Here is a 23,212-nt window from a genome sequence, read left to right as displayed (position 1 = left end):
ACCGGCTTTGCGCGGCTTTCCGCCGTCTGCTCGCCTATCACTCGCCTCCAATCCCTTGAACCGCCCGGGATTGCGCGCCGCCGCCGCCCGCCAGCGCGCCGTAGTCCGCCTCTGGCCTAGATTGGCGCTTGCCGGTCTTTGACATCGCCATCCGCCGCCGTCCGCCAACCACGAATTTCTCTCCCTTCCCCCTCGAGGGGGGAAGGGCCGGGGATGGGGGTGAGGGCGCCGTCCTTAAGGGATGAGCGCAGGAGGCGATCCGCGTCTCTCCGCCCATTGCACCAATTGCACTGTTTTTTTCTTCGCCCAGTGCAATAGCCCCCGATCCCTACTCAGGGATGTCCGCGAAGGCGCTGCCGTAGCGGTCGTCGTGGGCTAGGTTGCCGAAGCGGACGGTGTCCGCGTCGAAGGCCAGCTTGACGATGCCGATGGGGCCGTGACGCTGCTTGCCGATGACCACCTCGGCCTGGCCCTGCAGCCGGTCCATGTCCTGCTGCCATTGCAGGTGCTCCTCAGAGCCCTCGCGCGGTTCGGCGCGGCCCAGATAGTAGCTTTCGCGATAGACGAACATGACGCAGTCGGCGTCCTGCTCGATCGAGCCTGATTCACGCAGGTCGGACAGTTGCGGGCGCTTGTCTTCGCGCTGCTCGACCTGACGCGACAGCTGCGACAGGGCGATGATCGGCACGCCCAGTTCCTTGGCCAGGGCCTTCAGGCCGCCGGTGATCTCGGACACTTCCTGCACCCGGTTCTTCTGACCGCCGCCTTCGCCCGTCGTCACCAGTTGCAGGTAGTCGACGATGATCAGGTCCAGGCCGTGCTCCATCCGCTTCAGACGTCGCGCCCGCGCCGCCAGCTTGGAGATGGAGATGCCGCCGGTGGCGTCGATATAGAGGGGGCTCTCGCCGATCTCGACCGCCGCGTCGCGCAGCTTACCGAAGTCCGAGGCGTCGATCTCGCCCTTGCGCAGCTTGTCCGAGGACACGCCGGACGCATCGGCCAGAATACGCATGGCCAGCTGTTCGGCGCTCATTTCCAGCGAGTAGAAGGCGACGACGCCCCCGTTGACCGTCTTGCGGCCCTCGGGCGTCGGTTCCCACTGATAGGCGCGGGCCACGTTGAAGGCCATGTTGGTGGCGAGCGCCGTCTTGCCCATCGACGGACGACCCGCGAGGATCAGAAGGTCGGAGGGGTGCAGGCCGCCCAGCTTGCGGTCCAGGTCGTTCAGGCCGGTGGCCAGACCCGCCAGCTTGCCCTCACGCTGATAGGCTTCGCCCGCCATTTCGACGGCCCCGGCCAGGGCGGTCGAGAAGCTGACGAAGCCCGACGACGGCTTGCCCGTTTCAGCCAGCGAATAGAGGGTCTGTTCCGCCTGTTCGATCTGTTCGTCGGCGGGCGTCTCTGGGTTGGGCGCCTGCTTGATCATCTCGCCGCCGATACGGATCAGGTCGCGACGCAGGGCCAGGTCATAGATGACGCGGGCGTAGTCGGGGGCGTTGGCGGCCGGGGGGGCGCGGTCGACAAGGTCGGCGAGGTATCGCAGACCGCCGAACTCGTGGAAGGCCGGGTCCTGCTTGAACCGCTCCATCAGGATGGTCGGCTCGGCCAGCAGGCCCTGACGGATGTGATCCTCGATCGCCTCGAACAGCCGCTGATGGAAGGGCTCGTACATATGCGAGCCGCGCAGGCGGTCGCTCAGCCGCTCGAACACGGCGTTGTCGAACATCAGCGAGCCCAGCAGCGCCTGCTCCGCCTCCAGGTTGTGGGGCATGGACGAGACGGAGACCTGGTCTGTGTTTCCGTAGGGCATGGGAGCGAAGGCGTTCATGGGACTAGCCATAGCCCTAAGCGACGCCTGCGTCAGACCCGGCCATGGCCTTGATCGTGGACATTCGACGGCGTCTGTGGACGGTCCTGAAAACCCCTGTCGGATCAGCGGTCGGGCCAGGCTTCAGGCCGGGCAGGGATGCTCCGCCGCCATCCATTCCCGCACCGCCTGGGTCACGCTGATATTGCGCCGCGCCGCCGGTATGGCGTTGAAGCGGGTCAGGATCATGTCGGGCGACAGGCTGATCTTGGCGCCTTCGGGAATGCAGGTGGCGGCGCGCCGGTTCGATGCCTGGGCCGCTTTCTGCTCCTCGCCGACCGTTTTGAAGGCGCCGTTGATCTCGTTCATTAGCCGCCGCGTGTCCGACCGCAACAGGGCGGTCGGATTGCGCGGGATGCGGTTGGCCGAAGTCAGGAACTCTTGAACCGTCATGGCGCTGGCGCTGCCGACCCACAGGCTGGCGGCGACGGCGAGGACAAGCGCGGCTTTCTTCATACGGACCCCTCCGATTGGAATGGCCCAGCTTGGTTCGATGTCTGTGGCGGAACAATGGCTGACGAGACGGCCGCGGCGGGGGCCGCCGCAGCCGCCACGTCGCCCCTCAGCAACAGCGTCCGGCGCGAGGAGGGAAGAAGGCCCTCCTCGCGGGGACTGCCGCCTAGGCTGAGGTTCCGATCACCACTTCACCGCGATGCGGCCATAGACGAAGCGGCCGTTGAAGCCGTAGGGCGAGAAGTTGGAGAAGGGAAAGGCGCCGGTCGTATTGTTGGCGCGCAGGCTCTGGCGCGGGTACTGGTCCAGGATGTTGTCGGCCCCGACCGAGATGATGACCTTGTCCGTGAGGCGGTAACGCGCCTCGAAATCGGCCACCAGGGCGGCGCCCAGTTCCAGGTCAGTGGCCTCGGAGGAGCCGGCCGCCAGAACGTCGCCATAGCCGGTCAGGCGAACCGTGCCGCCCAGGCGCTGGGCTTCCCAGTCGGTCTGGAACACCACCTTCCAAGGCGGGGAGCCTTCTTCAAAGCGGGCCACGGCCTGACGCCCGAACAGGCTGGTCGGCGTGGGCAGGACGCGGCTCTCGGTCACCGGCGTCTTGGTGACTTTGAAGTCGTTGACGTTGCCCGCCAGGGTGAAGTCCAGGCGGTGGCCGACAGCGGTCTCGGCGCGATAGCGGGCGACGACGTCCAGACCCGTTGTTTCAGTGTCCACGCCGTTGATGAAGAAGCGCGCGGCCGATGCGCCATAGGGTTGGAGAATGCCGAAAATCGCAAGCTCGTTGGCTGTTGCGTCCTTTGTGCCGGGCGCTTTGCCGGTCAGGGTTTCTGACAGGATGATGCGGTCCTTGATGTCGATGCGATAGGCGTCAGCCGTCAGCTCGAACGGGCCGTTGCGGGCCACGAAGCCCAGCGAATAGTTGACGGACTCCTCGGCATCCAGCGGCGTGCCGCCGAGCGCTGCGCCGACCTCGCTGATCGACGGATAGGTGCCGGTCTCGTAGGGCACGTTGTCGATGTAGAGGATCGAGGTCTGGGTATAGTACTGCTGTTGCAGGCTGGGGGCGCGGAAGCCGGTCGAGACCGCGCCGCGGACCGCGAAATGGGGGGTGAAGTCGTAGCGGGCCGCGAACTTGCCCGAGACGTTGTCGCCGAAGTCCGAATAGTTCTCGTAGCGAACGGCACCCGACAGGGTCAGGCCGTCGATGACCTCGCCTTCCAGGTCCAGATAGACCCCGACGTTGTTGCGATCTTCGTCCACCTCGTTGCTCGGCGTGAAGCCGGTGAAGCCGCGCGAGCCGAAGGCGAGGGTGGCGCCTCCGGCTGTCAGAACTGGGCCGCGAGCGTAGGAGGCTTCTTCGCCGGCTCCGATCTGATAGTTTTCGCTACGGGCCTCAAGGCCGACGGCCACGTTCAGAGGGCCGTGCCAGCCCAGGTCGTACTCGCGGCTGGCGTCGACGCCGAACACGAGCTGATCATACTGCAGCGACCCGGCGTCGAACTGGGTCGGACCGTCGATGCCGTAGGTCGGGTTCATGGTGTTCTCGGCGCCGAACTCGATCTTGTTCGAGCCGTAGCCGAGATTGATGTCGATGCCCCATTCGCCCAGAGAGCCACGGACGCCGCCCGCAGCGGTCCAGTCGGTCGTGTCCGTCAGGATCTCGGGCAGGTAGCCGTTCGGATACTTGCGGCCCGAGCCATAGTCGGGGTTCTGGGTGGCGTCCGTCGGGGTGCGATAGAAGGCGGCGGCTGAGGCGTCGCGCTTCTGATAGCCGGCCCAACCATAGGCTTCCCAGCCGGCCGCCAGCGGGACGCCAGCATTCAGATAGACCGACAGATCTTCGGCCTGGGCGTCGCCCTGACCGCCGGTGATGCGGCCCAGGGTCGGGTTGATGTCCGAACGGTTGGTGCGGTCGCGGTCACGATACTCGACCGAGGCGGTCAGGAAGCCTTCATCGCCTATGGCGAAGCCCTGCCACCCCGATACCGTCAGGGTGTCGCCGTCGCGGATCTTGCCCTTGCGGCCGTAGAAGCCGTCATAGTCGGTGACATACTGGCCATAGGTGACGGTCGCGCCGCCGCCGTCGCGCGCTTCGCGCAGACGCAGGTTCAGAACCCCGGCGATGGCGTCGGAGCCATACTGGGCCGCCGCGCCGTCGCGCAGCACCTCGATGCGCTCGACCGCCGAGGACGGGATGGCGTTCAGGTCCACGGCGGAGGAGCCCCGCCCGACCGAGCCGTTTAGATTGACCAGAGCGGTCTGGTGGCGGCGCACGCCGTTGACCAGAACCAGGGTCTGATCAGGACCCTGCCCGCGCAGGGTGGCCGGGCGGATGGAGTCGGTGCCGTCGGTCGCCGAGGGGCGCGGGAAGTTCAGCGCGGGCACCGAGGCCGCGAGCTGGGCCGCCAACTCGGTCGTGCCGCGTTGCTCCAGAGTTTCCGCCGTGACCACGTCCACGGGCGCGACGGTGTCGAGGCGCGAGCGGTTGGCGACGCGGGTGCCGGTCACGACGATGTCGTCAACGGCGGTGGGGTCAACCGAGGCTTGCTGGGCGGCGGCGGCGCCGGCGAGCAGCAGCGTGACGCTGGAGGACGCCAGGAACAGGGCGGAGCGGAAGGCGGGGGTTCGGTTCATCTCGAGAGGTCTGCTTTTCTGATTGGACGCAAGGAATCGCGCCGCGCCGTTGAGCAGCGACGATGGAACTGTGCGTCAGTAACGTTGGTCGTCAAGGCCGGCGGCGGACCGACCTTAGTCGGGTCAGCGGCGGGCCGGACATCGTCCCGGTCGAGCGACCGGGCGATGGGTGTCCGCGTAGAAGCGCATTCGCATCGTCATCTCCCGCCCATCGAAGGAGGATGAGCTGTGACCATATTGCGGTGCGAAAACGGCGCGGGATATCGAGATTATGTGGTGCTGTGCCCAGAAAAACTAAACAGACCGGCCAAGAAAAAGGGGCGCGTCCCGAAGGACGCGCCCCTTGATCGATACCGTCAGTCGACAGATCAGGCTTCGTCGCCGAAGCCTTCTTGCTGACCAGCGCCGCCTTCGATCAGTTCCTTGGCGGACTGCTCGGCTGCGTTGCGCTCGTCGTCGAACTGGGCGCGGATGACATCCTCGCCCTTGGCTTGACGTTCGGCTTCTTCGGCCGAGCGGGCGATGTTGATCTTGACCGTGGCGCGGACCTCGGGGTGCAGGCGAACCGGCACTTCGTGGACGCCCAGGGCCTTGATCGCGACGTTCAGCACGACTTGCGAACGCTCGACCTTGCCGCCTTCGGACTGAATGATTTCAGCCACGTCGCGACCGGCGACCGAACCGTACAGGTGACCCGTTTCACCGGCCTGACGGATCATGACGTAGGTCTGGCCGTCGATCTTGTCGGCGACCTTCTGTGCGTCGGCCTTGTTCTTCTCGTTGCGGGCTTCGATAGCCGCGCGGTCGAGTTCGAACGCTTTCAGGTTGGCCGAGGTCGCGCGACGAGCCTTGTCGCGCGGCAGCAGGTAGTTACGAGCGAAGCCGTCCTTGACGGTGACGACGTCGCCGATGGCGCCGAGGTTCTCGACGCGTTCCAGCAGAACGACCTTCATCTTACTTCACCACGTACGGCAGGAGGGCCAGGTAGCGAGCGCGCTTGATGGCCTTGGCCAGTTCGCGTTGCTTCTTGGCGGAAACGGCGGTGATGCGCGAGGGCACGATCTTGCCGCGTTCGGAAACGTAACGCTGCAGCAGCTTCACGTCCTTGTAGTCGATCTTCGGTGCGTTGGCGCCCGAGAAGGGGCAGACCTTGCGACGACGATAGAAGGGACGACGTCCGGCGGCGCCGGAGCCGGCCGGGGCGCCCGGGGAGGGAGCGGTTGTGTCGGTCATGATCCGGTTCCTTATTCCGAAGCCGCAGCTTCGTCGGTGCGCGCGGGGCGATCACGATCGCGCTCACGTTCACGACGGGCCAGCAGGGGCGACAGTTCCAGGTCGAGTTCCTCGACGCGGACGGTCAGCCAGCGCAGGACGTCTTCGTTCAGCGACAGCTGACGTTCGACTTCGGCCACGGCGGCAGCCGGGGCGTCGATGGCGAGCAGGGAATAGTGAGCCTTGCGGTTCTTCTTGACCCGGTAGGTCAGGTTGCGCAGACCCCAGTACTCGATCTTGGCGACGGCGCCGCCGCCTTCTTCGATCAGAGCCTTGATGGTGTCGTTCAGCGCTTCGGCCTGTTGCGCCGAGATATCCTGGCGCGTCATGACCGTGTGCTCGTAAAGAGCCATGCGGTAGTCTCCCTTGTGGGCATCGGCGTGAAACGGACCGGGTAAGTCCTGTCCACGATGGCTCCTGAAGCGGCGGCCGGGAGGACTTCCCGAACCCTTTGGCGTTCCGCATCAGGACCGAAGCCCTGGAAAGGCGGCGCGTATAGGGGAAAAAGGCCGACAGGGCAAGGATGGCGCGCCGCGCGCGGGTCTGCATTGCCAAGCGGGGCCGAAGCAGGGGAGGGTTTTCGCCTGATCGGAGACGCCGCATGACCTCGACCGAGCCGAACGTCGCCCTGAAAAGGCGCTGGTCCCTGATCGGGCCGGGCATCGTCGTCGCGGCGACGGGCGTCGGGGCGGGCGATCTGGTGGCGACCCTGATCGCCGGCTCGCGCTTCGGCTACGCCCTGCTTTGGGCGGCCATCATAGGGACGGTGCTGAAGATCGCCCTGGCCGAGGCGGTGGGGCGCTGGACCCTGGCCAGCGAGCGGACGATCTTTGACGGCTGGTCGAGCCTGGGGCGGGGGCTGCTGCCCGGCGCGATAGGCGGGCGGCTGAACTGGGCCGGCCTCTATTTCGGCCTCTATGTCGTCATCTGGGGCTTTGTGTACGGGGCGGCGGCCATGACGGCCACGGCCCTGCCGCTGGCGGCCCTGTTCCCGGTGCTGGACCTGAAGGTCTGGGGGATGCTGAGCGGGATCGCGGGGCTGACCTTCGTCTGGTTCGGCGGATACGGCGTGTTCGAGAAGGTGATGACGGCCTGCGTCGGGGTGATGTTCGTCACCGTGGTCGGCCTGGCCGTGATCGTGACGCCGGATATTCCGGCCCTGATGACCGGACTGTGGCCCACCCTGCCGCAGGGGTCGGTCTTTTACACCCTGGGCCTGATCGGCGGGGTGGGCGGGACCATCACCATGGCGGCCTATGGATACTGGCTGAACGCCAAGGGCTGGAAGGGGCCTGGCTGGATGGCGGTGATGCGGCTGGACAACCGGGTCGCCTATATCGTCACCGGGGTCTTCGTGGTGGCCATGCTGATCGTCGGGGCCGAGCTGCTGTACGCGGTGGGCATAGCCTTGCAAGGCGGCGAGCGGGGGCTGCTGGATCTGGATCAGGTGTTGAGGGAGCGGTTCGGGCGACCGATCTCCATTCTGTTCCTGGTCGGCTTTTGGGCCACCAGCTTCTCAAGCCTGCTGGGCGTCTGGCAGGGCGTCAGCCTGATGTTCGCCGACTTCACCGCCCATGTACGGGGTCGGGCGGGCGAGGAGGCGGTGCGCGGCGACCGCAGCCGGGCGTTCAGAGGGTTCGCTCTGTGGCTGACCTTCCCGCCCATGGCCCTGCTGTTCATGGACCGGCCCTTCGGTCTGATTGTCGCCTATGGCGTGCTGGGCAGCCTGTTCATGCCCTTCCTGGCGGGGACGCTTCTGTGGCTGCTGAACAGCGACCGGGTGCCGAGGGAGTGGCGCAGTCATGGGCTGTCGAACACGCTGCTGGCGGCGGGAGGGCTGCTGTTCGCCGTGCTGGCCGGCAAGGAGTTGGCGGGGTTGTTCTGAGGGGCGGCGATTGCACTGCGCGACGAAAAAAACAGTGCAATTGGTGCAATGAGTGCAATCGGCGAGGTCTGCGATCCTCCCTTGCGTAGCGGGGGAGGACTTCAAGAGGGCGGCGGTGCGGGTCATGAGGCTATTGTGGCTCAGGTTTCGGGGGGCGTGCGTTGATCGAAGCCAGAGCCGTCCAATCCCTGTGATTCACTGGGATTGGGGCGGGGAGTCGTGCGCAAGGTCCCGGTTCGAGGGGGCGAGTTCTTGCCGTAGGGGCGGGTTTCGCCTACGCCTCGGCGCCTTGAATCAACGGACCACGGATCGTTTCGCATGACCCTCGCGCTTCTCTTCCCCGGACAGGGCAGCCAGAGCGTTGGCATGGGCGCTGCATTGGCGGACGCCTTCGCCAGCGCCCGCGAGGTCTTCGCCGAGGTCGACGACGCGCTGAACCAGAAGCTGTTCGACCTGATGCGCGAAGGCCCGGAAGACCAGCTGACCCTGACCGAAAACGCCCAGCCGGCCCTGATGGCCGTGTCGGCGGCGGCGGCAAGGGTGCTGAAGGTCGAGTTCGGCGTGGACGTGACCAAGGCGGGCTTTGTCGCCGGTCACTCCCTGGGCGAATATTCGGCCCTGGCCGCTGTCGGCGCGATCAGCCTGTCGGACACGGCGCGCCTGCTGAAGCTGCGCGGTCAGGCCATGCAGCGCGCCGTGCCGGTGGGCAAGGGCGCGATGGCCTCGCTGATCGGACCCAAGACCGACCTGGCCCTGGCCGAAGCCGCCGCGAAAGCCGGTTCGGAAGACGGCGTCTGCGTCGTCGCCAACGACAACAACAACGGCAACGTGGTGATTTCGGGCGACAAGGCCGCCGTGGACCGCGCCATCGAGAAGGCCAAGGAACTGGGCGCGCGGGCCATCCCGCTGAACGTCTCGGCGCCCTTCCACTGCCCGCTGATGCAGCCCGCCGCTGACGAAATGGCTGATGCCCTGGGGGAGGCGAAGATCGTCGCGCCGCTGGTCGCCGTTGTTGCCAACGTCACGGCTCGCCCGGAAACGGACCCCGAGGTTCTGCGTCGCCTGCTGGTCGAGCAGGTCACGGGCCGCGTGCGCTGGCGCGAGAGCATGGAGTGGATGGCGGGCGAAGGCGGCGTGACCCGCTTCGCCGAGATCGGTTCGGGCAAGGTCCTGACCGGCATGGCCAAGCGCATCGCGCCCGACGCCGAGAGCCTGGCGCTGAACACGCCGGAAGACCTGGAAGCCTTCGCGAAGGCGGTGACGAGTGGCGAGTGACGAGTGGCGAGACATTCGCCCCTTCACTCTGCTTTTCCTCGCCACTCGCCACTAATCACTCGCCACTACGGAGAGACATAATGTTCAACCTTTCGGGAAAGATCGCCCTGGTGACCGGCGCGACCGGCGGCATCGGCGGGGCCATTGCGCGTTCGCTGCACGCCCAGGGCGCGACGGTGGTGCTGTCGGGCACGCGCGAGGCCGTGCTGGCTGATCTGGCCAAGGAGCTGGGCGAGCGCGCCTTCTTCGCCGCCGCCAACCTGTCGGATGCGGACTCGGTCGATGGGCTGGTGGCGCGGGCTGAAGAAGCCGCCGGCGGACCGCTGGACATCCTGGTCGCCAACGCCGGCATCACCAAGGACGGCCTCTTGATGCGGATGAAGGACGAGGACTTCCAGTCCGTCATCCAGATCAACCTGGAAAGCTATTTCCGCCTGACCCGCGCGGCGGTGAAGGGGATGATGAAGCGCCGTTCGGGCCGCATCATAGGCGTGACCTCGGTGGTTGGCGTGACGGGCAACCCCGGCCAGACCAACTATTCGGCGTCCAAGGCGGGCATGATCGGCTTCTCCAAGTCGCTGGCTCAGGAAGTCGGTTCGCGCGGGATCACGGTGAATTGCATCGCGCCCGGTTTCATCGCCTCGCCGATGACGGACGTGCTGAACGACCAGCAGCGCGAGGCCATCCTGACCAAGATTCCGTCAGGCCGACTGGGCACGGGCGAGGAAATCGCCGCCGCCGCCGTCTATCTGTCGTCCAACGAAGCCGCCTATGTCACCGGGCAGACGCTGCACGTGAACGGCGGCATGGCGATGATCTAAAGCGTTGCGCGTCGCCATCACGACGCGCAACAATCTATTTCCCGCCCCGATGGCTGTGCTAAAGGGCGGGAATGCTTCGCGGCGGTGAGTCCCTCGGGTCTTGCTTCCAACCGGCTGCCGTGACACGGCGAACACTGAGACCCCGCCTTCACGGCGACAACAAACAGGCAGAGAGACACTCATGTCCGACACCCTCGAACGCGTCCGCAAGATCGTTATCGACCACCTGGACGCCGATCCGGACAAGGTCACGGAAAAAGCCTCCTTCATCGACGACCTGGGCGCCGACTCGCTCGACAACGTCGAGCTGGTCATGGCCTTCGAAGAAGAATTCGACGTCGAAATCCCGGATGACGCCGCTGAGCACATCCAGACCGTCGGCGACGCTGTGAAGTTCATCGACGAGAAGCTGGCTGGTTAATCCAGCTGCGATCCGTCGCACTTCCAAATGATGGCCGCCGTGACGGGACCCTAGCGGGACCGTCCGGCGGCCATTATTGTTTTCGGTCACGATTCTTATAGTCCAAGGAGCGCGAACCATGCGCCGCGTCGTCATCACGGGCCTCGGCCTTGTCACCCCGCTCGGTTCGGGCGTGGAACATGTCTGGAAGGGCATCGTCGAGGGCCGCTCGGGCATTGGTCCGATCACCTGCTTCGACACCGAGGGCTATGGCTGCACCATCGCGGGTGAAGTGCCGTCCGTGGACGGTCGTGGACGCGGCGCGTCGGATCAGCCGGGCGTCTTCGATCCCGATCAGGTGATGTCGGCCAAGGACAGGAAGCGCGTCGACGACTTCATCCTGTACGCCATCGCCGCCGCCGACGAGGCTCTGGCCGATGCGAACTGGAAGCCCGAAACCGAGGACGACAAGGAAGCGACCGGCGTCATGGTCGGCTCCGGCATCGGCGGCCTGGGCCCCATCGCCGAGACGGCCATCGTGCTGAAGGAACAGGGCGTCCGTCGCGTCAGCCCCTTCTTCATTCCCTCGGCCCTGATCAACCTGGCCTCGGGTCAGATCTCGATCCGCCACGGGCTGAAGGGACCGAATCACTCGGTCGTCACCGCCTGCGCCACCGGCGCCCACGCCATCGGCGATGCGGCCCGCATGATCGCCCTGGGCGACGCGGACGTCATGGTGGCGGGCGGGGCCGAAAGCTCGGTCGTGCCGATCGGCATCGCCGGCTTCCTGGCCTGCAAGGCCCTGTGCACAGCCTACAACGACACGCCCGAGAAGGCCTCGCGTCCCTATGACCGCGGCCACGCCGGCTTCATCATGGGCGAGGGCGCCGGCATCATGGTGCTGGAGGAGTACGAACACGCCAAGGCGCGGGGCGCCAAGATCTACGCCGAGGTCGTCGGCTATGGCATGAGCGGCGACGCCTATCACATCACCGCCCCGTCCGAGGATGGCGACGGCGGTCTGCGGGCCATGAAGATGGCGCTGAAGCGCGCCGGGATGGAGCCGTCGGACCTCGACTACGTCAACGCCCACGGCACCTCGACCATGGCCGACTGGATCGAGCTGCGGGCCATCGAGCGTCTGGTCGGCGATCACGCCAAGGACGTGGCGGTGTCCTCGACCAAGTCGATGACGGGGCACCTGCTGGGCGCCGCCGGGGCCATCGAGAGCATCTTCTCGGTTCTGGCTATCCGCGATCAGATCGCGCCGCCGACCATCAACCTGGACGATCCCGAGCACGAGACAGCCATCGACCTGGTGCCGCACAAGGGCAAGCCGATGAAGATCGATGTCGCCATGTCCAACAGCTTCGGCTTCGGCGGCACCAATGCGGCCGTGATCTTCAAGAAGGTCGACTGATTTGGCCAAGGCTCCGTCGCGTCGTCCCACGCCCAAGGTTCGCATCCCCAAGTCGCGCGTACCGAAGCGGGGCGGCGGCGGGGGGGCTAAATCCAGCCTCGGCGTCGGCCTGATCACCGCCGCCGGGACGCTGGGCGTCTTCGTGGCGGCGGCCCTGATCGGCCTGTGGGTGGTCTATTGGGGGCCTGGACCGTCAGCCAGGGAGGGCGAGGCGACCATCGTCACCCTGCCGTCGGGGGCGGGCGTCTCGGCCATCGCCGCCAATCTGAAATCGGCGGGCGTGATCCGCTCGACCGACCTGTTCCGCGCCGCCGTCAGCCTGAGCGGCGCCGACCGTAAGATCCGCGCGGGCGAGTATGAGGTGCCGTCGGGCGCCTCGCTGGCGACCGTGGTCGGCCTGCTGGTCGACGGCAAGGCGGTGCGCCACTACGTGACCCTGCCCGAGGGCTGGTCCTCGGCCCAGGCGGTCGACATCCTGATGAAGCAGCCGGTCCTGACCGGCGAGGTCGAGGTTCCGCCTGAGGGCAGCCTGTGGCCCGACACCTATGAGGTGTCGCGCGGCGAGACCCGCGCCTCGGTCGTCGCCCGGATGCAGCGCGCCGCCACGAGCAAGCTGGCCGCCCTGTGGGCGCAGCGCTCGCCCAACACCATCGTCACCACGCCGGAAGAGGCCATGGTCCTGGCCTCCATCGTCGAGAAGGAGACGGGCCTGGCCTCGGAGCGGCCCCAGGTGGCGGCGGTCTTCACCAACCGTCTGCGACTGGGAATGCGGCTGGAGAGCGACCCGACCATTGTCTATGGCGTGACCAAGGGGCGGCCGCTGGGACGTGGCATCCGCGCCTCGGAGCTGCGGGCCCAGACGCCGTGGAATACCTATCTGATCGACGGCCTGCCGCCGACGCCCATCGCCAATCCCGGCGAGGAGGCGCTGAAGGCGGTGCTGAACCCGCCGCGTTCGGAATACGTCTTCTTCGTCGCGGACGGCACAGGCGGTCACGTCTTCGCGCGGACCTATCCCGAGCACCTGCTCAACGTGGCGCGCTGGCGCGAGATCGAACGCCGCAAGGCGGGCCTGCCGCCCGGCCAGACGGCTTCTGTTCCGGGCGCGGCGACGACGCCGATGGGCGAGGGGGCTGTGGTCGAGACGCCTGCGGGCGCCGCCGTTATCACCATGAACCCCGGACCGGCACGATGAGCCAGATCTCAGGCATGACCGGCTTTGGCCGGGCCGACGGGGCGCTGGACGGCTGGACCTGGACGGTCGAGGCCCGTTCGGTCAACGGACGCACGCTGGAGGTGCGCTATCGCGGACCCGGCGGCTTCGACAATCTGGAGAGGCTGACCAAGGCGGCGGCGCAAGGACGGCTGAACCGGGGGCAGGTGACGCTGGGGGTTCAGGCCAAGCGCGCCGAGGGTTCTGAACCCGCCCCGCGCGTCAACGAGGCGGTGCTGGCCAACTATCTGAAACTGGCGAACCAGTTGGCGGAAGAGGGGGCGGTTCCGCCCTCGGCTGACGGCCTGTTGGCCCTGCGCGGCGTCATCGAAGTCGCCGAGGAGGACGAAGATCCCGAGGCCCGCGCCGCCGTCGAGGCGGCCATCGCCGTCACCATCGAACAGGCGCTGGACGCCCTGAAGCTGTCGCGTCAGCGCGAGGGCGAGCAGCTGACGCCCGTGATCCGCGACTTTGTCGGGACCATCGAGGCCCTGATCGCGCGGGCGGAACTGGAAGCCTCGAGCCAGACCGAGGCGATCCGCGAACGTTTCACCCGCCGGATCAGCGAACTGGCCCCGGATGCGCCCGGTCTGGAGGAGCGAATCTTCCTTGAAGCGGCGGCCCTGGCGACCAAGGCGGACGTGCGCGAGGAACTGGATCGCCTGACCGCCCACGTCGATTCCGCACGGACACTGTTGCAGCAACCCCCCGCCGGGCGAAAACTCGACTTCCTGATGCAGGAATTCATGCGGGAAGCGAACACGCTCTGCTCGAAATCCGCTACCACGCCGCTCACCGGAATCGGCCTCGAACTGAAGGCCGTCATCGAGCAGCTTCGAGAACAAGTTCAGAATGTCGAATAACCGCACCCCCCGCCGTGGCGTCCTGCTGATCGTCGCCAGTCCGTCGGGGGCCGGGAAGACGTCTCTGTGCCGCCGCCTGATGGCCGATCACAAGGGGTTGGAATTGTCGGTCTCCATGACGACGCGCGGCATTCGTCCGGGCGAGGTCGACGGCCGCGACTACAACTTCGTCAGCCAGGAGGAATTCCAGCGTCTGATCGACGCGGACGCCTTCCTGGAATGGGCCGACGTGCACGGCAACCGCTACGGCTCGCCCGCCGCGCCGGTGAACCGCGCCCTGGCCGAGGGTCGCGACGTCCTGTTCGACATCGACTGGCAGGGCGCCCGCGACGTGGCCGAGAAATGCCCCGGCGACGCCGTGCGCGTCTTCGTCCTGCCGCCTAGCCTGGAAGAACTGCGTCGCCGCCTGGTGACGCGCTCGCAGGACGCTGACGACGTGATCGAACGCCGCGTCGCCAACGCCAAGGGCGAGATCGAACACTGCGACGAGTTCGACTACGTCCTGGTCAACGAGGATTTCGACAGCAGCTATGCGGAGCTGGCGCACATCTATCACGCTGAGCGCAGCTGCCGGACGCGCAACCTTTGGGTTGAGGGCTACAAGGACGCCTTGCTGAAGGAAGTGGTCTGACCTGATCGCTTCACCCTCTCCCAATGGGAGAGGGCTTGAGCCTCGGAGAGCCGAAGGCGATCCGCCAAGGCGAAAGGGTGAGGGTTTCCCGGCGTTCGTCGGCGTAAGCCGAAGGTTCGTCCGCCAAAGCCGCCCGCCCAAACCATATGGGCGCTTCAGCTCCCACCTAAAACCGAGCGCCACGGCTACCGCCGACTGACAAGTCCAACCCTCACCCTTTCGCGCAACCAATCGCCGTCGGCTCTTGGGCGCTCAAGCCCTCTCCCATTGGGAGAGGGGCAGGAAACGGCGATTAGCGGAAGCTCACCTTCACGCCCGGTTTAACCCGCGACGCCAACTGTTCAGCGTCCCAGTTGGTCAGGCGCACGCAGCCGCTGGAGAAGGTCTTGCCGACCTTGGACGGGTCCGGCGTGCCGTGGATGCCGTAGGTGTCGCGCGACAGGTCGATCCACACCGAGCCGACTGGATTGTTCGGCCCTGCCGGCACGATGACCTTGCGGTCGCCCCGGTCATAGCTGACCCGGTCGGGATCGTAAGTATAGTTGGGTTCGGGCGCGACGCCGACCACGGTCAGGTCGCCCGACGGCGCGGGACGCGCTGAACTGCCGATGGTGGCGGGATAGAAGGCCAGCAGCCGGTCGTCGGCGTCATAGGCGCGGACCGAGCGTTCGGTCTTGTCCACCACGATGCGGGCGACGTCTGCGGTCAGGTCGGTCTGAGCGACAGCGGCGACGACGATGGTCTGGCCCGCCTTGCTGAAATCGACGCCGGGGTTGAGGGCGCGCAGCAGGCCCTCGGTCATGTGGAACTTCTCGGCGAGGGCTTCCAGGGGCGTAGCGTAGCCGACGGCGGCCAGCTTGGACATGGCCTGAAGGTCCGACGGGACCTGGCCGATGAAGGGGCCGGCCAGGTCGGCGGCTGTGATTGTATAGTCGGCCATGGCCTTGCCGGCATCGCCTGCGGTCAACCGTTGGAAGACCTCGGCGTCGAGAACGCCGTCCTCGGGCAGGCCAGCGGCCTTCTCGAAGGCGGCGATGGCCTGACGCGTGTTGTCGCCGCCCAGACCATCGATGACGCCGGGCGAGAAGTTGGCGCGGTCCAGAAGGATTTGTGCGCGGGCGATGGCCGGATCAGGCGCGGAGGGCGTCGCTTGGCCGTTTGCGACCGGAGGCGGGGCGGCGGCGAACACCGCCGTCTCAATCGCGTCGCGAGTCAATGCCGGAGCCTGTGCCGAGGCGGACGGCTGTTCGGGCTTGGGCGTCTCGTCGGGGGAGCCGCAGGCGGTCAGGAAGACCAGGGCGAGGGGCAGGGCGACGGAGGCGGCGAGACGCGATTTGGGCATGAAAGTTCCGATGGTTTCGGGACTTGCCGAACGTCTTCAAGCGGAAGACCGTTCCGTCCTGCCATCCTCCCCTGCGTAGCGGGGGAGGGGGACCATGCGGAGCATGGTGGAGGGGGCGAAGACAGGTAGGGCGGCGACAGGGTTGGAGTTGCGGCTATGTCCGCCCCCTCCCCCGTAAACGGGGGAGGATCAGGCTCGGGCTGCGAAGAAGGGTTTGATGCGGGCGAGGGCGTCCTCGACCTGCGCCGTTGAGACGGCGAAGCTGAAGCGGATGAAGCGGTGGCCGTTGACCGGGTCGAAGTCGACGCCGGGGGCGGTGGCCACGCCGGTTTCGCGCAACAGGGCCTCGCAGAAGCCGATGCTGTCGTCGGTCAGGTGGCCGATGTCGGCGTAGATGTAGAAGGCGCCGTCGGGCGGGGCGATGGAGCGCAGGCCCATGGCCGGCAGGGCGTCGAGCATCAGGGCGCGGTTGGCGCGATAGACGTCGATGTTGGCCTCAAGCTCGGTTTCGCAGTCCATGGCGATCAGGCCGGCGTGCTGGCTGAGGGTGGCGGGGGTCAGGAACATGTTGCCGACGCGGGCGCGGGCCTGGGGCACCTCAGCCTCGGGCAGCAGCAGCCAACCCAGACGCCAGCCGGCCATGCTCCAGTATTTGGAGAAGCTGTTGACGATCAGGGCGTTCGGCTCGAACTGCAGCATGGACGGCGTCGGGCCGGTGTAGGACAGGCCATGGTAGATCTCGTCCGAGATGACCGAGATGTTCCGCTCGCGACAGACTTCGGCGATGGCCTTCAGTTCCGCCTCGGGGATGATGGTCCCGGTCGGGTTGGCGGGGCTGGCGATGATGACGCCTGCTGGGGCCGGGTCCAGCGCGCGCAGGGCCTCGGCGGTCAGCTGGAAGCGCACCTCGTGGCCGCAGTCGATCTCGACCGGCTCCATGTGCAGGGCCTTCAGGGTGTTGCGGTAAGCGACATAGCCGGGCCGCGCGATGGCCACCCGGTCGCCGGGCTGGAACCGCATCATCAGGGCCAGCACCAAGGCGGGCGAGGCGCCCGCGGTCATGACGATCCGCTCGGGATCAACGGCCACGCCGTAGCGGTCCTCGTAAAGCTTGGCGATGCGAGCGCGCAGGGCTGGGCTTTCCCAGTAGCCGCCGGGCTCTGAGTCCAGAATGCGGTGCGCCTCGGCGATGGCGGCGTCGGGCGCGCCGGTCGAGGGCTGGCCGAACTCCATGTGGATGATGGAGCGGCCCTGGGCCTTCAGTTCATGGGCCAGGCGGCTGACGCTGATGGCGCGGAAGGGTTCGATTTCAACGGTCATGGCAGGCTTTACTTGAGGGCGTCGGCCAGGCGGAGGAAGCCGGCGATGTCGATGACTTCGGCGCGGGCGTCGGGTTCGATGCCGGCGGCTTCGCACAGATCGCCGCCGCCGAGCTGTTTCAGGCTGGAGCGCAGCATCTTGCGGCGCTGGCCGAAGGCGGCGGCGGTGACGCGTTCAAGCTTCTTCAGCCGCTCGGGCGACGGGCGGTCGGCCAGCGGCACCACATGGACGACCGCCGAGGCCACCTTGGGCGGCGGGGTGAAGGCGGCGGCGGGCAGGTGCATGACGATGCGGGCTTCGGCCACAGCCTGGGTGATGACAGCCAGGCGGCCATAGGCGTCGTCGCCGGGGGCGGCCACGATACGCTCGGCCACCTCCTTCTGGAACATCAAGGTAAGGGCGCAGGGCTGCCACGGGCCGGTCAGCCACTTGATCAGCAGGGGCGTGCCGACGTTGTAAGGCAGGTTCGACACCAGATGGGTGGGGCCCTCGGTCAGTTGCGCCTCGCGCACGTTCAGGGCGTCGCCCTCGACGATGGTCAGGCGGCCGGAGCCATCGTCCAACTCGCTGAGCAGGGGGATGAAGCGCGGGTCCTTCTCGACCAGCACTACCTTGCCCGCGTCGCTTTCCAGAATGGCGCGGGTCAGGCCGCCGGGGCCGGGGCCGACCTCGATCACGGCGCGGCCGTCGAACGGACCGGCGTAGCGGACGATCTTGCGCGTCACATTGAGGTCCAGCAGGAAGTGCTGGCCGAAGCTCTTCTTGGCCAGCAGGCCGTGGGCGTCGAGCGTTTCGCGAAGGGAGGGAAGGTCCGTCATACGGAGGCCTTAGCGCGTGGCGCGCGCCGCCGCCATCTCTGAAGCCAGACGCACGGCGGCGATGAAGCTGTCGGCGCGGGCGATCCCCTTGCCGGCGATGTCGAAGCCGGTGCCGTGGTCGGGCGAGGTGCGGACGATGGGCAGGCCGAGGGTGGCGTTGACCCCGCCCCAGAAGTCCAGGGTCTTGACCGGGATCAGGGCTTGATCGTGATAGAGGCAGACGGTCGCGTCATAGCGGGCGCGAGCCTCATCGTGGAACAGGGTATCGGCGGGCAGGGGGTCGGTGATGTTCAGCCCCTCGGCGCGCAGGGCGGCGGCGGCGGGGCGCAGGACCTCGATTTCCTGCAGGCCGATCGATCCGCCTTCGCCCGCGTGGGGGTTGAGGGCGGCCATGGCCAGGCGCGGGGCGGCAATGCCGAAATCGCGCTTCATCGATTCGTGGACGACGCGGGCGACGCGCATGACGCGTTCGGCGGTCACAAGCTCAGGCAGTTGGTCGATGGCGACGTGGATGGTCACCAGACAGGCACGCAGGTCTTTGGCCGTCAGCATCATGACCGGGCCGCGCGTGCCGGAAAACGGCATGTCGGCGGTCAGTTCGGCGATGAACTCGGTGTGGCCAGGGAAGCGGAAACCCGAGGCGTACATGGGCGCCTTGGCGATGGGGGCGGTGACGACGCCGGAGCCTTCGCCCGAGATGACCAGGTCGACGGCGCGCTCGATCCAGTCGGCGACGGCGATGGCGTTGCGGGGATCGGGCTGGCCCGGCGTCACCGGCGCGGGGGCCGGGTGGTGCAGGACCGGGATGGCGCGGCCGAAGACGGCGGCGGCCTCGGACGGGCTGAAGATCTGCTGCACCGGCGCGCCGAGGGCCGCCAATACGTCGCCGTCGCCGATGACGGCGAAGGGGGTGACGGGGGCGAGCGGGCCGGGCGGCGTGGCCAGAACCGGCCACGCCTTGGCGATGATTTCCGGCCCCACGCCGGCGGGGTCGCCCATCGTGACGATGAGCGGCCGCCCGCTCATCACTGCTTGATTTCGATCAGGGCGTCGGCCCGCAGGTCGCGCAGATAACGACGGCCCAGCATGGCGAAGTTCTGATTTTGCAGACGGGCTTCGACCTGTTGCGCCGAGGGGGCCTCGGGTCCGCCCAGGCGACGACCGCAGACGGCCAGGATGTGGACGCCCAGCGGGGTGCGGACGACGCTGCTGACCGTGCCGACTTCGGCCGAGCGGGCGACCTGTTGGAACTGCGGCAGCAGGTTGGCGACGTCGCTTTCGCCCAGGTCGGCGCCTAGCATGCCTTGCTCGGCGCGGGCGCGCTCGATGATGTTGTCGCAGGTCGTGCCGCTGCGGAGCGCTTCGAGACGTTGAGACGCCGCCGCGACTTCGGCCTCGCTCGCCGTCTCCGGCAGTTCGATCATGACCTGCTTCATCTGAACCAGGCTGGTGGCCGCGCCTGAACGCTTGTCGCGCATATAGAGGATGTAGACGCCGCCATCGACGGGGATGGGGTTGGACAGCTGGCCGACCTCAAGCGAGGCCATCGCCTGCTCCAGGGCCGGTTGGACCGTGCCCTGAACCACCCAGCCGGCGTCGCCGCCGCGGGCCGCCGAAGGCGCGGCCGAGAACTGGCGGGCGACGGCCATGAAGGGGGCACCCTGAACCATCTGTTGCACCAGTTGGCGGGCGCCGTTGACGGCTTCTTGCATGCCGCCGACGCGGTTGGCCTCGATGTAGATTTCGCCGACCAGATACTGGGGCTTGGTCGCGGACTCGGTCAGTTGGCGCATGGCCTGCTCGACCTGGGTGCGCGTGACCTTGGCGCGGTCGCGGAAACGCCCGCCGACCAGGTCGCGCCAGCCGATTTCGGTGCGCAGCTGTTCGCGGAAGGGCTGGGGACGGATGCCGCCCTGTTCGAGGAAGGCCATATAGCTTTCCGGGGTGGCGCCGGCCTCGCGGGCCATGCCGGCGATTTCCTGATCGACTTCGGCGTCGGAAATCTTCAGCTGTTCGAACTTGGCGATCTCGGCGGCCTGAAGGTGCTGCTCGATCAGGTCGTTCAACGCCTGCTGCTGGATGGCGCCGATGTTCTCTTCGGTGGGTTGAACCTGAGTCATGGCCATCAGCACCAGCATCCGCTGACGCAGGTCGTAGCCGGTGATGATCCGGTCATTGACGGTGGCGATGATGCCGTCGGACAGGCGGAACTGGGGGGCGGGGGCAGCGCGCTGAGGCGCTTCTTCCGCCGCAGGGTTCAGCGTTCCAGCAGCGGGCGCAGGCTGCGCCGGAGCCGTCTGGGCCGCAGACTGTCCGATAGTCGTGCCGGCCATAAGGGCGGCCATGGCCACGCCCGTCGTATAACGCATCAAACGCATCGTCAGTCCTGATTCCCTAAAGCGGTCTCGACCCGGTCCCAGCAGCGTCATTAAACGTTCCGGGCCATGTAGGGCGCACGCCCCTGCACGCCATGCTTACCGCATATCATTTCGATCATAACCTGAACCTCCGAAAGTGGCGAGGTTAAGTCGGACATAGACGCCCTCGGATGGCCCGGTCGGGCGCACGCGGGTGTTATCACGCCGCCAGCCGAGTTCGAATCGGAAACAATCGTCGTCGAACAGCAGGCCGACTTCGGACCGTGTAATGATGTCGCGCTCCAGGTCAGCGATGCCGTTGACGGCCACGCCCCAGTTGCCGCGAATGAACTGCTGGCCGGAAAGCTGAACGAATTCATAGTTGCGGTTGAGCGGGCCGTTGACCGGATGGGAGCGGTCGATGATGTAGCTCAGGCTGGCGGCGTTGCGGCGGCTCCAGCGTCCATCAATGGTCGTTTCCGCCCGGCGGATCTCGCCGTTCCCATCGACGGTGGCGTGGAACCAGCCGCGCATACGATCAGAAGGCGCGAAGGTCGCCTGGACCACCCAATCGGTCGTGCGCGAGGCGACGCCGGACGGGTCATAGAGCCGAGCGGGATCATCCGGGATCGGCGTCAGAAACTCGCGCTGGTCGTCGGCGCGCATGCTGCGTCCGACAAAGAGGCTGGCCGATCGCTTTTCGTCCCAGCGCAGGGTGGCGCGGGCGCCGGCGGTGAAGCGCAGCCCGCCTTCCATCAGGTCGTAGCCGGGGAAACGATCCATGCGGAACAGGGAGGTTTCGTCCAGTTCCAGCGTCTGGCTGTCTTCGTTGGGAATACGTGGGTCCAGATCTGCGTCGGTCGAGGCCGACAGCTGGGCCATCGGTTCCAGCACCAGGTCTGACGAGCCGCTGAGGCGACGGTACAGCGGATAGCTGACATCGACCCCGGCGCTGGCGCGGCCACGCGACAGGACGTCGGAGGTCTTGCCCAGCATCGGCGGCAGGTCGTCCACAGAATAGACATCCAGCCGGCCGTCGATGAACGGCTCCCAGCGCAGACCCATGGGCGTGATGATCGTCCGCCGCCAGTCGACCTGGCCTGTGAGACGGCGGCTGTCGACGCCCGGCAGCGCGTCGGTCGGTGCGGGCGGGATCAACTCGGGGCGCAGGGTGGGGAAGCCGACATAGGCGTCGCGGGTCAGGGCGACCGCCGAGCCGCGCAGACGCAGGCGTCCGCCGAACACAGGGCCTTCCGGCTCCCACCGGGCGTCCACGATGGGCGCGACCAGGGGCAGGGTGCTCTCGCGCTCGAAGATCTTGAAGCCGTTCGGGTCGCGGAAGTCCGTCGCCGAATAGCGCGGGTCCAGCCGCAGGCTCTGGATCGAGAAGGCGGCGACCGAAAGATAGGACCGTTCGGTCTGACGCTCGGCGTAGACCTGGCTGATCAGGCGACGTCGGTCGCCGTAGTAGAGGCCGTTGTCCTGATAGGTGGAACTGACGTCATAGCGGTCGAACAGGGTCTTGTCGGACACGCGCTCGGCGGTGAAGCCATAGCGCCACGGGCCGTCGGGATCGAACTTGCCGTGGGCCAGCAGATAGCTGCGGCTGGTGCGGTCGCCAAAGCGGACGTTGCTTTCCGTATCGCCGTCCCCGTCCAGGTCGAAGTCGCCGAAGTTGCGGCCATAGGTGTAACCGCCGCGCGCGACGATGGTCCCGTTCTCGAAGCGTCGGCGCCATTGCAGGTTCAGCAAGGGCGCGACCTTGGTGTTGATCTGCGGACTGAACAGCCAGTCCTCGGACGGCGAGACCACCAGCAGGTAGGGGATTTCGACCGAGCCGCCTCGGCCCTCGTCCCAATCCACGCGCGGGATCAGGAAGCCGGAGGCGCGATCGACGCTGGGGTCGGGGTGGGCGAAGGCCGGCAGATAGAAGACCGGCACGCCGCCGACGCGGAAGACCGCGTTGCGATACAGGATGGCGCGCAGATTTTCGTCCTGAACCGCCTTGTCCGCCTGGATCGAAATGGTCGGCTGCTTGGGACCGTCGACGTCGCAGATCGGGCAGGGGGTGAAGATGACCCGGTTCAGTTCGCTGACGTTTTCCGAGCGGCGCACGGCGGTGGCGGCCATCAGGCTGGCGCCATTGGCCAGGCGCAGGGCCAGATCGGTGGCGACGCCAGCCTTGAAGTCCGCGTCCAGTTCGACGCGGCTGGCGTGCAGGACCGAGCCGTCGGGGGCGACAACCTCGGCCTGGCCCGAGGCGGTGGCGACGCCGCTTTTCAGGTCATAGGTGACTTCTTCGGCGCGAATGCTGTGGTCGCGGGTACGGGCGAAGACGCGGTCATCCGGCGTGCCGCTGGCGGTCACGACATCGCCCTCGCGGGCGGCGGCGTCGGCGTTCACGTAAAGTCCGCCCGGCGTCAGGCCGTCGGCGCCGGGCGTATTCGGGGCAGGTTGGGGGCTGGCGGCGGGGGCCTGAACCGGAGAGGCGGCGGCGACCTGGGCCATCGTCGGCAAGGCCGGCAGGCACGCGATCAGCGCCGCGCCGGCCAGGAGCCGGACGCGCAGGGCTCCCTCACGGGGAATGCGGCGATCACTCATGCGGAATCCACTCAATTGCCGGGCGACCGGAAGCCGTCCG

General features: G+C 67.2%; 20 protein-coding genes. 8 read left to right on the top strand and 12 right to left on the bottom strand.

Going from position 1 to position 23,212, the window contains the following annotated elements:
• Positions 1 to 328 precede the first annotated feature (328 nt).
• From DXK21_RS05015 to rpsF, 6 genes are all read right to left on the bottom strand, one after another.
• On the bottom strand, positions 329 to 1,828 hold the full coding sequence (locus DXK21_RS05015; RefSeq protein WP_114816681.1) for a replicative DNA helicase: 1,500 nt from the start codon (positions 1,826 to 1,828) through the stop codon (positions 329 to 331).
• A gap of 123 nt (positions 1,829 to 1,951) precedes the next feature.
• The gene (locus DXK21_RS05010) at positions 1,952 to 2,323 is read right to left on the bottom strand and encodes a hypothetical protein (protein WP_114816680.1); all 372 of its coding nucleotides are present in this window, start codon (positions 2,321 to 2,323) and stop codon (positions 1,952 to 1,954) included.
• Between the two features lie 180 nt (positions 2,324 to 2,503).
• Positions 2,504 to 4,954 (bottom strand): TonB-dependent receptor plug domain-containing protein, encoded by a 2,451-nt coding sequence (locus tag DXK21_RS05005; protein WP_114816679.1) that lies wholly within the window; start codon positions 4,952 to 4,954, stop codon positions 2,504 to 2,506.
• A gap of 368 nt (positions 4,955 to 5,322) precedes the next feature.
• Positions 5,323 to 5,907: a 50S ribosomal protein L9 gene (gene rplI / locus DXK21_RS05000; RefSeq protein WP_114816678.1), complete on the bottom strand. Its 585-nt coding sequence runs from the start codon at positions 5,905 to 5,907 to the stop codon at positions 5,323 to 5,325.
• Between the two features lies 1 nt (position 5,908).
• A complete protein-coding gene (gene rpsR, locus DXK21_RS04995) occupies positions 5,909 to 6,187 on the bottom strand; it encodes a 30S ribosomal protein S18 (protein ID WP_114816677.1) in 279 nt (92 codons plus the stop codon).
• Between the two features lie 11 nt (positions 6,188 to 6,198).
• Positions 6,199 to 6,579: a 30S ribosomal protein S6 gene (gene rpsF, locus DXK21_RS04990; RefSeq protein ID WP_114816676.1), complete on the bottom strand. Its 381-nt coding sequence runs from the start codon at positions 6,577 to 6,579 to the stop codon at positions 6,199 to 6,201.
• 248 nt (positions 6,580 to 6,827) lie between these two features.
• Here rpsF and DXK21_RS04985 point away from each other — a divergent pair, with 248 nt between their 5' ends.
• From DXK21_RS04985 to gmk, 8 genes are all read left to right on the top strand, one after another.
• The gene (locus DXK21_RS04985; protein WP_114816675.1) at positions 6,828 to 8,111 is read left to right on the top strand and encodes an Nramp family divalent metal transporter; all 1,284 of its coding nucleotides are present in this window, start codon (positions 6,828 to 6,830) and stop codon (positions 8,109 to 8,111) included.
• 318 nt (positions 8,112 to 8,429) lie between these two features.
• Positions 8,430 to 9,386 carry an ACP S-malonyltransferase gene (gene fabD / locus DXK21_RS04980; RefSeq protein WP_114816674.1) on the top strand — a complete coding sequence of 319 codons (957 nt, stop codon included), beginning with the start codon at positions 8,430 to 8,432 and terminating at the stop codon, positions 9,384 to 9,386.
• Positions 9,387 to 9,466: 80 nt separating this feature from the next.
• Positions 9,467 to 10,207: a 3-oxoacyl-[acyl-carrier-protein] reductase gene (fabG, locus tag DXK21_RS04975; RefSeq protein ID WP_114816673.1), complete on the top strand. Its 741-nt coding sequence runs from the start codon at positions 9,467 to 9,469 to the stop codon at positions 10,205 to 10,207.
• A gap of 181 nt (positions 10,208 to 10,388) precedes the next feature.
• A complete protein-coding gene (locus tag DXK21_RS04970) occupies positions 10,389 to 10,628 on the top strand; it encodes an acyl carrier protein (RefSeq protein WP_105564338.1) in 240 nt (79 codons plus the stop codon).
• A gap of 118 nt (positions 10,629 to 10,746) precedes the next feature.
• Entirely contained in the window at positions 10,747 to 12,027 is a 1,281-nt protein-coding gene (fabF, locus tag DXK21_RS04965; RefSeq protein ID WP_114816672.1) for a beta-ketoacyl-ACP synthase II, read from the top strand.
• 1 nt (position 12,028) lies between these two features.
• Positions 12,029 to 13,222 carry an endolytic transglycosylase MltG gene (gene mltG, locus DXK21_RS04960; RefSeq protein WP_114816671.1) on the top strand — a complete coding sequence of 398 codons (1,194 nt, stop codon included), beginning with the start codon at positions 12,029 to 12,031 and terminating at the stop codon, positions 13,220 to 13,222.
• Positions 13,219 to 14,103 carry a YicC/YloC family endoribonuclease gene (locus DXK21_RS04955; RefSeq protein WP_114816670.1) on the top strand — a complete coding sequence of 295 codons (885 nt, stop codon included), beginning with the start codon at positions 13,219 to 13,221 and terminating at the stop codon, positions 14,101 to 14,103. Before mltG ends, DXK21_RS04955 begins: the two co-directional genes overlap by 4 nt.
• Complete coding sequence (gmk, locus tag DXK21_RS04950) at positions 14,093 to 14,734, top strand: guanylate kinase (protein ID WP_114816669.1); 642 nt, start codon at positions 14,093 to 14,095, stop codon at positions 14,732 to 14,734. The genes DXK21_RS04955 and gmk overlap by 11 nt, the downstream gene beginning before the upstream one ends.
• Before the next feature lie 292 nt (positions 14,735 to 15,026).
• Here the strand turns inward: gmk and DXK21_RS04945 are convergent, their stop codons facing one another.
• From DXK21_RS04945 to DXK21_RS04920, 6 genes are all read right to left on the bottom strand, one after another.
• The gene (locus DXK21_RS04945; protein WP_114816668.1) at positions 15,027 to 16,076 is read right to left on the bottom strand and encodes a L,D-transpeptidase family protein; all 1,050 of its coding nucleotides are present in this window, start codon (positions 16,074 to 16,076) and stop codon (positions 15,027 to 15,029) included.
• A 189-nt stretch (positions 16,077 to 16,265) separates the two neighbouring features.
• The gene (locus DXK21_RS04940) at positions 16,266 to 17,396 is read right to left on the bottom strand and encodes a pyridoxal phosphate-dependent aminotransferase (protein WP_114816667.1); all 1,131 of its coding nucleotides are present in this window, start codon (positions 17,394 to 17,396) and stop codon (positions 16,266 to 16,268) included.
• Positions 17,397 to 17,404: 8 nt separating this feature from the next.
• Positions 17,405 to 18,214, bottom strand: coding sequence for a 16S rRNA (adenine(1518)-N(6)/adenine(1519)-N(6))-dimethyltransferase RsmA (gene rsmA, locus DXK21_RS04935; protein ID WP_114816666.1), 810 nt, complete (start codon positions 18,212 to 18,214; stop codon positions 17,405 to 17,407).
• A gap of 9 nt (positions 18,215 to 18,223) precedes the next feature.
• Positions 18,224 to 19,240 carry a 4-hydroxythreonine-4-phosphate dehydrogenase PdxA gene (gene pdxA / locus DXK21_RS04930; protein ID WP_211305970.1) on the bottom strand — a complete coding sequence of 339 codons (1,017 nt, stop codon included), beginning with the start codon at positions 19,238 to 19,240 and terminating at the stop codon, positions 18,224 to 18,226.
• Positions 19,240 to 20,592: a peptidylprolyl isomerase gene (locus DXK21_RS04925; protein ID WP_178827489.1), complete on the bottom strand. Its 1,353-nt coding sequence runs from the start codon at positions 20,590 to 20,592 to the stop codon at positions 19,240 to 19,242. Before DXK21_RS04925 ends, pdxA begins: the two co-directional genes overlap by 1 nt.
• Positions 20,593 to 20,688: 96 nt before the next feature.
• Entirely contained in the window at positions 20,689 to 23,172 is a 2,484-nt protein-coding gene (locus DXK21_RS04920; RefSeq protein ID WP_114816664.1) for an LPS-assembly protein LptD, read from the bottom strand.
• Positions 23,173 to 23,212 lie beyond the last annotated feature (40 nt).

The organism is Brevundimonas bullata, assembly GCF_003350205.1.
In the GTDB taxonomy this organism is placed as follows: domain Bacteria; phylum Pseudomonadota; class Alphaproteobacteria; order Caulobacterales; family Caulobacteraceae; genus Brevundimonas; species Brevundimonas bullata.
Note: the sequence above shows the minus strand (reverse complement) of the source record. Positions and strands in the feature narration are given on the sequence as shown.